Source organism: Kitasatospora sp. NPDC048722 (genome assembly GCF_040650235.1).
GTDB lineage: Bacteria > Actinomycetota > Actinomycetes > Streptomycetales > Streptomycetaceae > Kitasatospora.
Window position 1 is genome coordinate 24,114 of the sequence record NZ_JBEZGX010000012.1, and the last position, 13,141, is coordinate 37,254.

General features: G+C 74.1%; 15 protein-coding genes. 6 read left to right on the forward strand and 9 right to left on the reverse strand.

What is annotated here, in order from left to right:
• Nucleotides 1-3 precede the first annotated feature (3 nt).
• Both AB0C76_RS11660 and sigE read right to left on the reverse strand, forming a co-directional pair.
• Nucleotides 4-1,005 (reverse strand): zf-HC2 domain-containing protein, encoded by a 1,002-nt coding sequence (locus AB0C76_RS11660; protein WP_359963257.1) that lies wholly within the window; start codon nt 1,003-1,005, stop codon nt 4-6.
• Nucleotides 1,002-1,850 (reverse strand): RNA polymerase sigma factor SigE, encoded by an 849-nt coding sequence (gene sigE / locus AB0C76_RS11665; protein WP_359963259.1) that lies wholly within the window; start codon nt 1,848-1,850, stop codon nt 1,002-1,004. Before sigE ends, AB0C76_RS11660 begins: the two co-directional genes overlap by 4 nt.
• Before the next feature lie 174 nt (nt 1,851-2,024).
• On the opposite strand from sigE, the gene AB0C76_RS11670 reads away from it, so the two are divergent.
• Nucleotides 2,025-2,657 (forward strand): O-methyltransferase, encoded by a 633-nt coding sequence (locus AB0C76_RS11670; protein ID WP_329928162.1) that lies wholly within the window; start codon nt 2,025-2,027, stop codon nt 2,655-2,657.
• 114 nt (nt 2,658-2,771) lie between these two features.
• Here AB0C76_RS11670 and AB0C76_RS11675 read toward each other — a convergent pair whose 3' ends face one another.
• Nucleotides 2,772-2,939 carry a DUF3117 domain-containing protein gene (locus AB0C76_RS11675; RefSeq protein WP_014137929.1) on the reverse strand — a complete coding sequence of 56 codons (168 nt, stop codon included), beginning with the start codon at nt 2,937-2,939 and terminating at the stop codon, nt 2,772-2,774.
• 298 nt (nt 2,940-3,237) lie between these two features.
• Between AB0C76_RS11675 and AB0C76_RS11680 the strand changes: the two genes are divergently transcribed.
• The gene (locus AB0C76_RS11680) at nt 3,238-4,038 is read left to right on the forward strand and encodes an enoyl-CoA hydratase-related protein (protein ID WP_359963261.1); all 801 of its coding nucleotides are present in this window, start codon (nt 3,238-3,240) and stop codon (nt 4,036-4,038) included.
• 8 nt (nt 4,039-4,046) lie between these two features.
• On the opposite strand, the gene AB0C76_RS11685 is transcribed toward AB0C76_RS11680, so the two are convergent.
• Both AB0C76_RS11685 and AB0C76_RS11690 read right to left on the reverse strand, forming a co-directional pair.
• The gene (locus tag AB0C76_RS11685) at nt 4,047-4,667 is read right to left on the reverse strand and encodes a DNA-3-methyladenine glycosylase I (RefSeq protein WP_359963262.1); all 621 of its coding nucleotides are present in this window, start codon (nt 4,665-4,667) and stop codon (nt 4,047-4,049) included.
• Entirely contained in the window at nt 4,664-5,074 is a 411-nt protein-coding gene (locus AB0C76_RS11690; protein ID WP_359963524.1) for a DivIVA domain-containing protein, read from the reverse strand. The genes AB0C76_RS11685 and AB0C76_RS11690 overlap by 4 nt, the downstream gene beginning before the upstream one ends.
• Nucleotides 5,075-5,252: 178 nt before the next feature.
• Between AB0C76_RS11690 and folP the strand changes: the two genes are divergently transcribed.
• A complete protein-coding gene (gene folP, locus AB0C76_RS11695) occupies nt 5,253-6,065 on the forward strand; it encodes a dihydropteroate synthase (protein ID WP_359963527.1) in 813 nt (270 codons plus the stop codon).
• Nucleotides 6,066-6,119: 54 nt separating this feature from the next.
• Here folP and AB0C76_RS11700 read toward each other — a convergent pair whose 3' ends face one another.
• Both AB0C76_RS11700 and dapE read right to left on the reverse strand, forming a co-directional pair.
• Nucleotides 6,120-6,929, reverse strand: a complete 810-nt coding sequence (locus tag AB0C76_RS11700; protein WP_359963265.1) for a TIGR00730 family Rossman fold protein — start codon at nt 6,927-6,929, stop codon at nt 6,120-6,122.
• Nucleotides 6,930-7,042: 113 nt separating this feature from the next.
• Entirely contained in the window at nt 7,043-8,119 is a 1,077-nt protein-coding gene (gene dapE, locus AB0C76_RS11705; RefSeq protein WP_359963267.1) for a succinyl-diaminopimelate desuccinylase, read from the reverse strand.
• Between the two features lie 184 nt (nt 8,120-8,303).
• Here dapE and AB0C76_RS11710 point away from each other — a divergent pair, with 184 nt between their 5' ends.
• Both AB0C76_RS11710 and AB0C76_RS11715 read left to right on the forward strand, forming a co-directional pair.
• Nucleotides 8,304-9,329, forward strand: coding sequence for a hypothetical protein (locus tag AB0C76_RS11710; protein WP_359963269.1), 1,026 nt, complete (start codon nt 8,304-8,306; stop codon nt 9,327-9,329).
• Between the two features lie 293 nt (nt 9,330-9,622).
• Nucleotides 9,623-10,384, forward strand: coding sequence for a hypothetical protein (locus AB0C76_RS11715; RefSeq protein ID WP_359963270.1), 762 nt, complete (start codon nt 9,623-9,625; stop codon nt 10,382-10,384).
• A 98-nt stretch (nt 10,385-10,482) separates the two neighbouring features.
• Here the strand turns inward: AB0C76_RS11715 and dapC are convergent, their stop codons facing one another.
• Together dapC and fdxA are read right to left on the reverse strand one after the other, a co-directional pair.
• Nucleotides 10,483-11,634: a succinyldiaminopimelate transaminase gene (dapC, locus tag AB0C76_RS11720; RefSeq protein WP_359963273.1), complete on the reverse strand. Its 1,152-nt coding sequence runs from the start codon at nt 11,632-11,634 to the stop codon at nt 10,483-10,485.
• A gap of 20 nt (nt 11,635-11,654) precedes the next feature.
• The gene (gene fdxA, locus AB0C76_RS11725) at nt 11,655-11,981 is read right to left on the reverse strand and encodes a ferredoxin (protein ID WP_030061559.1); all 327 of its coding nucleotides are present in this window, start codon (nt 11,979-11,981) and stop codon (nt 11,655-11,657) included.
• Between the two features lie 131 nt (nt 11,982-12,112).
• Here fdxA and AB0C76_RS11730 point away from each other — a divergent pair, with 131 nt between their 5' ends.
• Complete coding sequence (locus tag AB0C76_RS11730; protein WP_359963276.1) at nt 12,113-13,129, forward strand: GNAT family N-acetyltransferase; 1,017 nt, start codon at nt 12,113-12,115, stop codon at nt 13,127-13,129.
• The last annotated feature ends 12 nt before the right edge of the window (nt 13,130-13,141 follow it).

Here is a 13,141-nt window from a genome sequence, read left to right on the forward strand (position 1 = left end):
GGGCTAACGGAGTTCCCGGTGCAGGGCGGTCAGCCCGCCCGCCGGGCGGTCCGGCGCCGGGGTCGCCTCGTGCGTCGAGGCGACCGGGAAGCCCGGGAAGTCCACCGGGACCTGCGCGTTCATCGGGACCAGCCCGCCGGTGCGGCCGGGAGTGCCGGCCGAGCCGACCGGGCTCACCGACGTGCCGTGCTGGTCCTCGCTCTGCGCGGTCAGGCCGCCGACGCCGCCCAGCGTCACCGCGGCCACCGAGAAGGCGCCGGCGGCGGCGAAGACGAAGCGGCGCCCGCGCGGCGCGGACGGCCGCACCACGGCCACCGCGGCGGCGGGCTGCGGCCGGGCCGGGGCCTCGGGACGCGGCGCGCGGCGGCCCATCAGCGGGCGCAGGACGGCCCCGCCGCGGCCGAACGCGCGCGGGTCGACCCCGGGCAGCGGGGTGTCGGCGCCGAGCGCGCCCGCGCCGAAGGAGGCGCCGGCGCCCCGGCCGAAGGAGCCGCCGTTGAGCCGGCTGCCGCCGAGCGTGCCGGGGCCGGTGACGCCGCCGCCGGGCAGGTCGTCGTCGTCCCGGCCGTCGCGCCAGTCGGAGCCGGGCTGCTCGTCGTCCGGCAGGCTCCCGACGGCCATCAGGCGGGCCATCAGGGCCGAGGACGGGGCGGGGGTGCCGGTGCGGGTCAGCAGGTGCTTGACGCCGCGGCCCTCGTCCGCCTCGGCCAGGCACTGCGGGCAGGTCGCCAGGTGGGCCTGGACGCGTTCGCGGGAGTCGTGCCCGAGCTCGCCGTCCAGGAAGGCGGACAGGCGCTCGCCGAGGTGGTGCTCCTCGGCGGCGGGCTCGGCGGGGCGCACGGCCACGGCCCGCAGCTCGGCGTCGCCGGGCAGCGGGGCGGCGGACGGCAGCGGCTCGCCCGGCTCGTCACCGCCACGGCGGCCGGGCAGGGACCAGCCCCGCCTGGTGGCGGACCGGCCGGACGGCTCCGGACGGCCCGACCCCGAGCGGCCGGTTCCGCTCACGATCGCCTCCGTCCGCGCCCGCCCGGTGTCACCGGGACCTCGCCGACGGCGGCGCCCACCGGCACCGGCTCCTCCGAGCCGCCGCGGCGCTCGCGCCCGGGGGCCGAACCGGGGGCGCGGTGCTTGAGCGCGGCGCGCAGGTGGGAGCGGCCGCGGTGGATGCGGCTGCGGACGGTGCCGAGCTTGACGCCCAGCGTGGCGGCGATCTCCTCGTAGGACAGGCCCTCGATGTCGCAGAGCACCACGGCGGCGCGGAACTCCGGGGCGAGGGTGTCCAGGGCCTGCTGCACGTCGGCGTCGAAGTGGGTGTCGCTGAAGTGCTGGGCCGGGCTGGGCTCGCGGGAGGCGAGGCGCTCGGCCGCGTCGTCGCCGAGCGCGTCGAAGCGGATGCGCTGGCGGCGGCGGACCATGTCCAGGAACAGGTTGGTGGTGATCCGGTGCAGCCAGCCCTCGAACGTGCCGGGGGTGTAGGTGGACAGCGAACGGAACACCCGGACGAAGACCTCCTGCGTGAGGTCCTCGGCGTCGTGCTGGTTGCCCGTCAGGCGGTAGGCGAGGCGGTAGACGCGGGCGCTGTGGGCCTCGACGATCTCCTCCCACGTGGGGGGAGTCCAGGACTGCGCGTCGGGACCCTCGGTGAAGGTCGCGAGGGCGGGGGCCTCGGTGGTACCGGCGTCCGGCGTCGCGGCGGCGGCGAGCTGGTCCAGGTCGGAGTGCGCAGGCTGGTTCATCACGGGCTTCGGCGTACGGGCCGACGTGGTGCCGCGGACGTGCCGCCGCACGGGGACGTCGCCCTCGGCCACACCTCCTCGGTCGGCTCTTCTGCCCAGCAGGGCCACCACCATATCCACCTCACCCGTCAAGCCCGGATAAAAGTGCCCGGGAGGTCTCCCGTACCCGGTCCCTCCTCACAACGGCCCGCCGCCGTACGCGGTTCCCGCCCGGCCAGTAATCTGTGGCAGGAAATATCGACATCCCCCGGCACCGGGCCGCCACCCGGGGCTCCGAAAGAGGCAGCCATCAGCGAGTTCGGGCCCGCGCGCGCGGCCCTCGCAGACACCTACGTGGGCGAGGACGCGGTGCTGACCTACGCCCGGGCGCAGTCCGCGCGGACGGGGATACGGGCGATCGGGCCGAGCGGCGGGGCCTGCCTGAGACTGATGGCGGCCGCGCTGGACGCCAAGGCGGTCGCCGAGATCGGCACCGGGACGGGGGTTTCCGGGGTCTACCTGCTGCGCGGGATGCGGCCGGACGGCGTGCTGACCACGGTGGACTCCGAGCCGGTGCGCCAGCAACTGGCGCGCGAGGCGTACCAGGCGGCGGGCTTCGCGGCCAACCGCTCGCGGTTCATACCCGGACGGGCGCTGGAGGTGCTGCCGAGGCTCGCGGACGGCCAGTACGACCTGGTGTTCTGCGACGGCGATCCGGCGGAGTCGCGGGAGTACCTCGCGGAGGCGCTGCGGCTGCTGCGGCCGGGCGGGATGGTCTGCTTCGAGGGGGTCTTCCAGGAGGGCCGGTTGGCCGAGCCGGAGCTGCAGGACCCGCAGACGGACGCGGTGCGCAACCTGGTCCAGGACGTCCGGGAGAGCGACGGGCTGCTGCCCGCGCTGCTGCCGGTCTCGGACGGGCTGCTCTGCGCCGTCAAGCGCTGAGCACCTCCGGGCGCGCCCGCAGGACGGCCCCGGGAAGCCGCGGGCCCGGGCCGACATGACGTCGAACCCGGGCCCGGCAGCACATCTCCAGGAGATGGGGAGCGCCCGCTGCGGTCAGCCGCAGGCCTTCTTCAGGGCCTCGCCGAGGGCGTCGGCCTCGTCAGGCGTGAGCTCCACCACGAGGCGTCCGCCGCCTTCGAGCGGAACGCGCATGATGATGCCCCGCCCCTCTTTGGTGACTTCGAGCGGGCCGTCACCCGTCCGCGGCTTCATGGCCGCCATGCTCGTTCCCCTTCCTGCAACCGCTCAGCTACGCACCGGCAGTCCGTCCACCGCCGGTATCGAACGCATTGATCGGAAGCCATTATCCCGCATGCCACGGCCTGATGACCAACATCACTCTCGGTGCAACCTCGGCCGGATCAACCCCAACCGCCGCATTTGCCGCCATAAGCCCCGCCGCGGCGGCGGTGCCGACACCACCGGAAGGTGCGATACCTCACACTCCCCAGGCGGCCCGGTGCTCCGGCATCCTGACACCCGACGACACCGCAGCGATCACAAGGGAGACCCCTCGCCCATGTCCGATTCCGTGCTGTACGAGCTGGACGGCGGCCTGGCCGTCATCACGATCAACCGTCCGGAGGCGATGAACGCGCTGGACGTCGCGACGAAGGTCGCGCTGCGGGACACGATGGCCGCCGCGGCGGCGGACCCGGCGGTGCGCGCCGTGCTGCTGACCGGGGCGGGCGAGCGCGCGTTCTGCGTCGGACAGGACCTCAACGAGCACCTCGCGATGCTCAAGCGGGCCGACGAGACCGGCGAGGGCGCGCTGCGGACCGTCGCCGAGCACTACAACCCGCTGGTGCGGGCGCTGGCGGGCATGCGCAAGCCGACCGTCGCGGCGGTCGGCGGGGTCGCGGCGGGCGCGGGCGCCTCGCTCGCCTTCGCCTGCGACTTCCGGATCCTGTCCGAGAAGGCCGGCTTCAACACCGCCTTCGCCGGGATCGGGCTGACCGCGGACTCGGGCGCCTCCTGGACGCTCCCCCGGCTGGTCGGACACGCCAAGGCCACCGAACTGCTGATGCTGCCGCGGACGGTCAGGGCCACCGAGGCGATGGAGCTGGGCCTGGCCACCAAGGTCGTCGCGCCCGAGGAACTGGCCGCCACCGCACGGGTCTTCGCCCGCGAGCTGGCCGAGGGCCCGACGGTGGCCTACGGCGCCATCAAGGAGTCGTTGGCGTACGGGGCTTCGCACTCGCTGGACGAACTGCTCGACAAGGAGGACGAGCTGCAGACCCTGGCCGGCGCGAGCGAGGACCACCGGATCGCGGTCCGCGCCTTCATCGCCAAGGAGAAGCCCGCCTACCGGGGCCGCTGAGCACCGCGTTACCGGGGCTGCCGGGCCTTCCGCGACGGGCTCCGGGGCTCGGTGCGCACGTGGCAGGCCGCCAGGTGGTCGTCGACCAGGCCGCAGGCCTGCATGAGCGCGTAGGCGGTGGTGGGGCCGACGAAGCGGAAGCCCTCCTTCTTGAGCGCCTTCGCGAGCGCCGTCGACCCGGGCGTGACGGCCGGGACCTCCGCGAGCGTGCGGGGGGCCGGCCGGTCCGGGTCGCCTGCGAAGCCCCAGATCAGCGCCTCCAGGCCGCCGTCGAGCTCGCGGGCGACCCGGGCGTTGGCGATGGCCGCCTCGATCTTGGCCCGGTTGCGGATGATGCCGGTGTCGGCGAGCAGCCGCTCGACGTCGGCCTCGCCGAACTCCGCGACCCTGCCGATCTCGAAGCCGGCGAACGCGGCCCGGAAGCCCTCGCGGCGGCGCAGGATGGTCAGCCAGGACAGGCCGGACTGGAAGGCCTCCAGGCAGACCCGCTCGAACAGGGCGTCGTCGCCGTGCACCGGGCGGCCCCACTCGGTGTCGTGGTAGACCCGGTAGTCGTCGGTCGAGTCGCCCCAGCCGCAGCGGAGCAGGCCGTCGGCGCCGAGGACGGTGCCGTCCTGCGGACCGGTCACCGGTCCTCCGCCGGCTTCGCGTCCTCGGGCGCCCCGGCCGGCTCGACGACCTTCGCGAACGCCTCCAGGCCCGGCAGCGGTTCGGCGCCGGCGTCGGGTCCCGTGGTGGCCTCGACCGCGCCGCGCAGGTGGGCGGCGGCCTCCAGTTCGGCGATCCGCGAGTCGCGGTAGGCGAGTTCGGCGCCGAGGCGGTCCAGGACGTCGTCGACCTCGTCCATCCGGTAGCCGCGCACGGCCATCGGCAGGCGCAGGTCGTCCACGTCCGTCTTGTGCAGCGGACGGTCCTGCGGCAGCCGCGCCGCGAGGCGGTCCTGAACCGCCTCCGGCATCGAACCGCCGCCGCCGAGCGCCACCAGCGCGGCGCCGCCGACCACCACGGCCATGGCGACCACGATCACCCAGAACACGAGCTGTCCTCCCGACTTCCCGGCCGGCCTGCTGTCAGGTGCCCGGACCGCGCTGATCATGACAGCATGGTCCCAAGTGAGGCCGGGGGCCATCATCGCACCCTGGCGAGCCGTGGAGGAGACATCGGTGGCGCTGCGCCTGGGACCGCGCGAATTCGGTGACGACGAGCTGGTGATCATGGCCATCGTCAACCGGACCCCGGACTCGTTCTTCGACCGGGGGGCGACGTTCGCGGACGAGGCCGCCTTCGCCGCCGCCGACCGGGCGGTGGCCGAGGGCGCCGCGATCCTGGACATCGGCGGGGTCAAGGCGGGGCCGGGCGACGAGGTCACCGTCGAGGAGGAGCTGCGCCGCACGGTGCCGTTCGTGGCGCAGCTGCGCAAGCGCCACCCGGACGCCGTGATCAGCGTGGACACCTGGCGGCACGAGGTCGGCGAGGCGGTCTGCGAGGCCGGCGCGGACCTGCTGAACGACGCCTGGGGCGGAGTGGACCCGAAGCTGGCCGAGGTGGCCGCGCGGTACGACGCGGGGCTGGTCTGCACGCACGCGGGCGGCGCCGAGCCGCGCACCCGGCCGCACCGGGTGGGCTACGAGGACGTCATGGCGGACATCCTGCGGGTGACCGTCGGCCTGGCCGAGCGGGCCGTGGAGCTGGGCGTGCGGCGGGACGCGCTGATCATCGACCCGGGGCACGACTTCGGCAAGAACACCCGGCACTCGCTGGAGGCGACCCGGCGGCTGCCGGAGATGACCGCGACCGGCTTCCCGGTGCTGGTGTCGCTGTCCAACAAGGACTTCGTCGGCGAGACGCTCGACAAGCCGGTGGACGAGCGGCTGCTGGGCACCCTCGCGACGACGGCCGTCTCGGCCTGGCTGGGCGCGCAGGTCTACCGGGTGCACCAGGTCGCCGAGACCCGGCAGGTGCTGGACATGGTCGCCTCGATCCGGGGCACCCGGCCCCCGGCGGTGGCCCGCCGGGGACTGGCCTGACCGCGGCTCTCCGATCCGGTCCACTCGGGTCCGGTCGGCTCGGGTCCGGTCGGCTCAGATCTCGTTCACCGGCCGGCGGGCGTCGGCGAGGATCTTCAGGACCTCGTCGATCTCGTCGGTGATGTGGAACAGCTCCAGGTCGTGCGGGGCCGCCTTGCCCTGCGCGACGAGGGTGTTCTTGAGCCACTCGTAGAGCCCGCCCCAGTAGGAGCTGCCGAAGAGGATCACCGGGAAGCGGGTGACCTTCTTCGTCTGGACGAGGGTGAGCGCCTCGAACAGCTCGTCCAGCGTGCCCAGCCCGCCGGGCAGGACCACGAAGCCCTGGGCGTACTTCACGAACATCGTCTTGCGGACGAAGAAGTAACGGAAGTTCAGCCCGAGGTCGACGAACTCGTTGAGCCCCTGCTCGAAGGGCAGCTCGATGCCGAGGCCCACGCTCAGGCCGCCGGCCTCGGAGGCGCCGCGGTTGGCGGCCTCCATGGCGCCCGGGCCGCCGCCGGTGATCACCGCGTAGCCGGCCTCGGCGAGCGCGCGGCCGATGGTCACGCCGGACTCGTACTCGGGCGAGTCGACCGGCGTCCGGGCCGAGCCGAACACGCTGATCGCGGGCGGGAGTTCGGCCAGGGCGCCGAAGCCCTCGACGAACTCCGAGGTGATCCGCAGCACCCGCCACGGATCGGTGTGCAGCCAGTCGGTCGGCCCGGTGGTGTCCAGCAGGCGCTGGTCCGTGGTGCTCGTGCCGACCTGGTCCCGGCGCACCAGCACCGGGCCCTTCTGCTTCTCCGGCCAGGCCTTCTTCTTCCGCGGCACGCCGACCTGCTCGGGGCCGTGCCCGTACTGCTTCTCGTCTCCTGTGCCTGTCATGACGAAACCCTACGCCGGACTTCCCCCGTTTTCAGGCAACGGGGGAAGGTCGGTTGGGGAACCGGAAGGTGGCGTTCGGCTTCTGATCGGATCAACTGCCGGGCGGGCGGCGGTCAGCTGGTGAGCCAGGCGCGCAGCCGCTCCTCGGCCTCGGCGATGGCGCTCAGCGAGCAGTGCTCCTCCCGCTTGTGCGCGAGGTTCGGGTCACCGGGGCCGTAGTTGACCGCCGGGACGCCGAGCGCGCTGAAGCGGGCGACGTCGGTCCAGCCGAACTTGGCCCTGGCCTGCCCGCCGGTGGCCGCCAGGAAAGCCTGCGCGGCCGGCTGGGCGAGGCCGGGCAGGGCGCCGGGGGCGAAGTCGGTGACGGTCACCTCGAAGCCGTCGAAGACCTCGCGGACGTGCTTCTCCGCCTCCGCCTCGCTGCGGTCCGGTGCGTAGCGGAAGTTGACCGTCACGACGCACTCGTCCGGGATGACGTTGCCGGCCACACCGCCGTCGATCCGCACCGCGTTCAGGCCCTCGCGGTACTCCAGGCCGTCGATCTCCACCCGGCGCGGCTCGTAGGCCGCGAGCCGGGAGAGCACCTCGGCGGCGTGGTGGATGGCGTTGTCGCCGAGCCAGCTGCGGGCCGCGTGGGCGCGCACGCCGGTGAGCCTGACCTGCGCCCGCAGGGTGCCCTGGCAGCCGCCCTCGACGACGGCGCCGCTGGGCTCCAGCAGCACGGCGAAGTCGGCGGCCAGCCAGTCGGGCCGCTCCTTGGCGAGGTGGCCGAGGCCGTTGCGGTGGGCCTCCACCTCCTCGCAGTCGTAGAACACGAAGGTCAGGTCGCGGTTGGGCTCGGGCAGCGTGGCGGCGAGCCGCAGCTGGACGGCGACGCCGGACTTCATGTCCGAGGTGCCGCAGCCGTAGAGCAGGTCCCCGTCGACGTACGAGGGCACGTTGTCGGCGATCGGGACGGTGTCCAGGTGGCCGGCCAGCAGGACGCGCTCGGGGCGGCCGAGGCGGGTGCGGGCCACCACGTTGTTCCCGTACCGGTCGACGGTCAGGTGCGGGTAGGCGCGCAGAGCGGCCTCCACGGCGTCGGCGAGCGGCTGCTCGTCACCGCTCACGGACGGGAAGTCGACCAGGCGGGCGGTCAGCGTGCCGCCGTCGAGGGTGAGGTCCAGGGGCGTCGTCTCGGGGCTGCTCATGACGCCAGCCTAGTGCGCGCCGCGGAGACCCTGCGTAGCGGTCCTGTGACAGGGTCGGCGAAGCGTAAGGGCAACCGGGGGGCGCCGCACACCCGTCCGAGTGGGTACGGTGTCGGATCAAGAAGCAGGCGCGAGAGGGGCGAGGGTGGCCAGGAAGAAGAGCAGCGAGGATCAGGGCGACGAATTGGAGCCCCCCCGCCGCGGGCCGCTGCGCGCCCTGCTGCTCGTGATCGTCGGGCTGCTCGGTCTCGCGCTCGTCGGCGGGGCGGCCGTGGTCGGCATCTGGTGGTTCGGTTTCAAGGGCACCGAACCCGAGGGCTGCACGGTGAAGACCGCGACCGGCGAGGGCACGCTGGAGCTGTCGCAGGCCGCCAACGCCGCGACGATCGCCGCGGTGGCGCGCTCGCGCGGGCTGCCGGACCGGGCGACGGCGATCTCGCTGGCCACCGCCATGCAGGAGTCCAAGCTGCGCAACCTCGCGGGCGGCGACCGGGACTCGCTCGGCCTGTTCCAGCAGCGCCCCTCGATGGGCTGGGGCACCTCGGCGCAGATCCAGGACCCGGTCTACGCGACCAACAAGTTCCTGGACGGCCTGGTCAAGGTGCCCGGCTACACCCGGCTGCCGCTGACCGACGCCGCCCAGGCGGTGCAGAAGAGCGGCTACCCGCAGGCGTACGCCAAGCACGAGACCAAGGCGACGCTGCTCACCTCGGCGCTGGCCGGCCGCGAGCCCGCTTCGTTCAGCTGCGTCGTGCACGACTACGCCAAGCCCGGGACGGACGACTCCGCCGACTCCGCCTCGCCGACCGCGTCCGCCTCCGCGACCCCGGCGGCGGCGCCGGACCGCACCCAGGTGCTCTCCGACCGGGTGCGCCGCGAGTTCGGCCGCACGGTCGCCGCGGCCCCCGGCTACACGTCGTCGATCAAGGGGGCCGAGAACGCCGTCGCGCTGACCCCGGACCCGTCCACCGCCGCGCTGACCACCTCGGCGGACGCCGGGGCCGACGCCGCCGAGGCCGCCGAGCGGGCGAGCGGCTGGGAGGTCGCGCACTGGGCGGTCGCCCAGGCGCAGCAGCTGGGCATCGCGACGGTGGCCTACGACGGGAAGATCTGGCGCAAGGCCTCGTCGGAGGACGGCTGGCAGTCGCAGCCGACGGGGACCACGACCAAGCTCGTCCAGGTCACCCTGGCGCCGTCCGACAAGAGCTGACGCACTGACGTACGGGTTGCCGCCGGACGGGTGATTCCGGTCAACCTCGGTGGACCGGCCGCCCGTTCCGGCGACCCCCACTGGAGAACCGTCACTCCCCTTGCCCGGTGCAGGATCCACGGGCTCCGACGGGCTCCACCAGGGCGCCCCCTTGCAGTCATACGATCCGATGGTCAGTCGGACAGTTTCCTTGCACCGGCCGAAACCTTCTGGCTTCTCAAGCGGTAACAACGTCGTCCGCCCGGTCGTCCACCCGGCGGACGGGACGGACCCAGACCCTTTCGAGGAGCCCCATGTCTCACCCCCTCACGCGTCGGATCGCCCAGGCCGCGCTCGTCGTGGCGGCCGGAGCGACCCCGCTGGTCGCGGCCGGCTCCGCGTCCGCCCTGGGCGGCGACGCCCTGCTGCCCAAGAGCGACCTCGCCGCTCCGGTGGGCCAGCTCACCAACACCGACGCGGGTTCCAGCCTCCAGCACACCACCCACCAGCTCGGCGAGGCCGCCGGGACCACCGGCGCCGCCACCGTCGCCGCGGGCGTACCGGCCTCCGCCGACGCCGCCGGCAACATCGTCGCCCACCAGCTGCCCGAGGCGAACGAGAAGGCCAGCTCGCTGACCGCCCCGGTCGACCAGACCGCCGCCACCACCGGGCAGCTCTCCGGCGTCACCCCGAAGGTCGCCTCCGCGCTGGCCGGCAAGCTCGGCGAGGCCGTCACCGGCAAGGCCGCGGGCACCCGCAGCGCCGCCGCCAGCCCGGTCGGCGGGCTCGCCCAGACCGGCTCGGTCGCCAAGCAGCTGCCCGGCGCCGGCAACCTCACCAACGGCGTGCCCAGCACCAGCGCCGTCACCGACGCGCTGCCGCTGGGCTCCGTCGAGCGCGCGCTGCCGGGCGGCCTGCCCGGCGCCGACGTGCTCGGCCTGGCCGAGCACGGCTCGGCCAACCGCCTCGGCGGCGCCGACCTCGGCCCGAACAACCCGCTGTCCGGCCTCACCGGTGCGCTCGGCCCGGTCGGCGGCCTCCTGGGCGCCGTGAACGGCGGCGGCGTCGGCCTGTAGGCCACCCCCGGGCGGGCCCGCTGACGGGCCCCGACGACGTACCACGAAGACGGCGAAGGCCGGTGTCCGAGGCGGACACCGGCCTTCGCGCGTCGCCGCTAGCGCGCCGCGTTCAGCCGCTCGACGGCCGCGGCGACCCGCTCGTCCGTCGCCGTGAAGGCGACCCGGACGAACTGCCCGCCGGCCGGGCCGTAGAACTCTCCGGGCGCCACCAGGATGCCGAGGGCGGCCAGTTCGGCCACCGTCTCCCAGCACGGGCGGTCCTGGGTGGCCCACAGGTAGAGGCTCGCCTCCGAGTGCTCGATCCGGAAGCCGTACGCCTCCAGGGCCGTCCGCAGCGCCGAGCGCCGGGCCGCGTAGCGCTCCCGCTGCTCGGCCACGTGGGCGTCGTCGTCCAGCGCGGCGATCGTCGCGGCCTGGACGGGCGCGGCGACCATCATGCCGCCGTGCTTGCGCAGCCCCAGCAGCTCCTTGACCACGACCGGGTCGCCCGCCAGGAAGGAGGAGCGGTAGCCCGCCAGGTTGGAGCGCTTGGAGAGCGAGTGGACGGCCAGCAGGCCCTCGTGGTCGCTGCCGCACACGTCCGGGCGCAGGACGGACACCGGCTCGGCCTCCCAGCCGAGCTCCAGGTAGCACTCGTCGCTGACCAGCAGCACCCGGTGCTCCCTGGCCCACGCGACGGTGCGGCGCAGCTCGTCCGCACCGAGCACCCGGCCGGTCGGGTTGGACGGCGTGTTCACCCAGAGCAGGCGCACGCGCGAGCCGTCCAGCTCGTCCACCGAGTCGTACTCGACGGGCTCCGCGCCGCACAGCCGCGCGCCCACCTCGTAGGTCGGGTAGGCGAGGCGCGGGTAGGCGACCTGGTCACCCGGGCCGAGGCCGAGCTGGGTCGGCAGCCAGGCCACCAGCTCCTTGGAGCCGATGGTCGGCAGCACGGCCTGCGGGCCGATCTCGGCGCCGCAGCGGCGGCGCAGCCAGCCGGCGATCGCCTCGCGCAGCTCAAGCGGGCCCCAGACGGTCGGGTAGCCGGGGGTGTCCGAGTGGGCGGCCAGCGCCTTCTGGATCACCTCGGGGACCGGGTCGACGGGGGTGCCGACGGAGAAGTCGCACAGGCCGCCCGGGTGGGCGAGGGCGGTCTCCTTGTACGGCTCCAGCTTGTCCCACGGGAAGACGGGCAGGCGGTCCGAAACGCGGCGCGCCGCCCCCGGGTGGCCCGGGAACGGCGCGCGCGTGCTGTTGTCGGTGCTCACAGCTCAGATGCCACCGATCGTCAGTGGTCGGCGTTCTGCGGCGGCAGAGCGGCGATGAACGGGTGGTCACGCTCGATCAGGCCGAGCTTCGAGGCGCCACCGGGCGAACCGAGGTCGTCGAAGAACTCGACGTTCGCCTTGTAGTAGTCCTTCCACTCCTCGGGAGTGTCATCCTCGTAGAAGATCGCCTCGACCGGGCAGACCGGCTCACAAGCGCCACAGTCGACACACTCATCCGGGTGGATGTAGAGCGATCGCTCGCCCTCGTAGATGCAGTCAACCGGGCACTCTTCGATGCACGCCTTGTCCTTCACGTCGACACAAGGCTGCGCGATGACGTAAGTCACGCTGTCGTTCCTCCTCGGAAGGGCCCTGGCGGCCCGTTCTGTTCTGCTCGCGTGCGCGGTGAGCGCGGCGTCGTCGATGCCCGCCCCTAGTATCGCGGGTCGGAGACCGCAAATGCACAGGAGGTGCCCAGATGACGGCAGGCGACCCGGAAAGCAGCCGTCCGCAGGACCGTCCGGAGGTCCGGATAGATCGCTCCGACGTGGGACGACGCGTGTCCGCCCGACGGCTGTCCGCGTTCGTGGGCGACCGGCCGGTCTTCCGTGATGTGATCGGCGTGCTCACATCGTGGGACGATCACGGGTTGACGGTCGTTCCCCGCTCGGGCGAGCCGGTCTCCTTCCCCGAGAAACTGCTGGTCGCGGGCAAGGTGGTCCCGCTCTTCCCGGCCCGGCGGGCCCCGCTTCCGGCCGCGACGCCGGTCGAGCTCCAGCGGATCGCGGCGCGCGGCTGGCCCGGCGCCGAGCAGGAGGCGCTCGGCGAGTGGACCCTGCGCGCCTCGGCCGGGTTCACCCGGCGGGCCAACTCCGTCCAGGCGCTCGGCGACCCCGGGCTGCCGCTGCCGGCGGCACTGGCCGCCGTCCGGGACTGGTACGCCGAACGCGAACTGCCCGTCCTCGTCGAAGTCGTCACGCCCGGCACGGCGGACGGGCTGCGCCGACTGCTCGGCCCCGCGCAGTCGCCGACGCTGGTGCGCACCGCCCCCCTGGCCGGACTCGTCAGGGTCGGCTCCGGGCACGACCGGGTGCGGCTCTCCCGCACGGCCGGACCCGACTGGATGTCCCTGTACGGGAAGCTCAGCGCCGACCCGGCGGTGCGCGAGGCCGCCCGGCGGGTCCTGCACGGCGGGCCCTCGGTCTGGTTCGCCACCGTGCCCGGCGCCGCGGGACAGCCGCCGCTGGCCATCGGACGCTGCGTCGTCGACGGCGCGTGGGCCTGCTTCGGCGCCATCGAGGTCCAGCCGCACGCCCGGCGGGCCGGGCTGGCCACGGCCGTCATGGCGGTGCTCGCCGCCCGCGCCGCCGAGGAGGGCGCCACCGGCGCCTACCTGCAGGTCGAGGCGGACAACGACGGTGCGGCCGCGCTCTATGACGGACTCGGCTTCACGACCAGTCACACTTACCACTACGCCCGGCCGCCCCAGGGGTAGCCCCGGCCACCG

What these genes read in the sequence shown, in the direction of transcription:
- sigE (WP_359963259.1), bottom strand. Translation starts at nt 1,850, where the DNA reads ATGGTGGTGGCCCTGCTGGGCAGAAGAGCCGACCGAGGAGGTGTGGCC.
- AB0C76_RS11675 (WP_014137929.1), bottom strand. Translation starts at nt 2,939, where the DNA reads ATGGCGGCCATGAAGCCGCGGACGGGTGACGGCCCGCTCGAAGTCACC.
- AB0C76_RS11680 (WP_359963261.1), top strand. Translation starts at nt 3,238, where the DNA reads ATGTCCGATTCCGTGCTGTACGAGCTGGACGGCGGCCTGGCCGTCATC.
- folP (WP_359963527.1), top strand. Translation starts at nt 5,253, where the DNA reads ATGGCCATCGTCAACCGGACCCCGGACTCGTTCTTCGACCGGGGGGCG.
- AB0C76_RS11700 (WP_359963265.1), bottom strand. Translation starts at nt 6,929, where the DNA reads ATGACAGGCACAGGAGACGAGAAGCAGTACGGGCACGGCCCCGAGCAG.
- dapE (WP_359963267.1), bottom strand. Translation starts at nt 8,119, where the DNA reads ATGAGCAGCCCCGAGACGACGCCCCTGGACCTCACCCTCGACGGCGGC.
- AB0C76_RS11715 (WP_359963270.1), top strand. Translation starts at nt 9,623, where the DNA reads ATGTCTCACCCCCTCACGCGTCGGATCGCCCAGGCCGCGCTCGTCGTG.
- AB0C76_RS11730 (WP_359963276.1), top strand. Translation starts at nt 12,113, where the DNA reads ATGACGGCAGGCGACCCGGAAAGCAGCCGTCCGCAGGACCGTCCGGAG.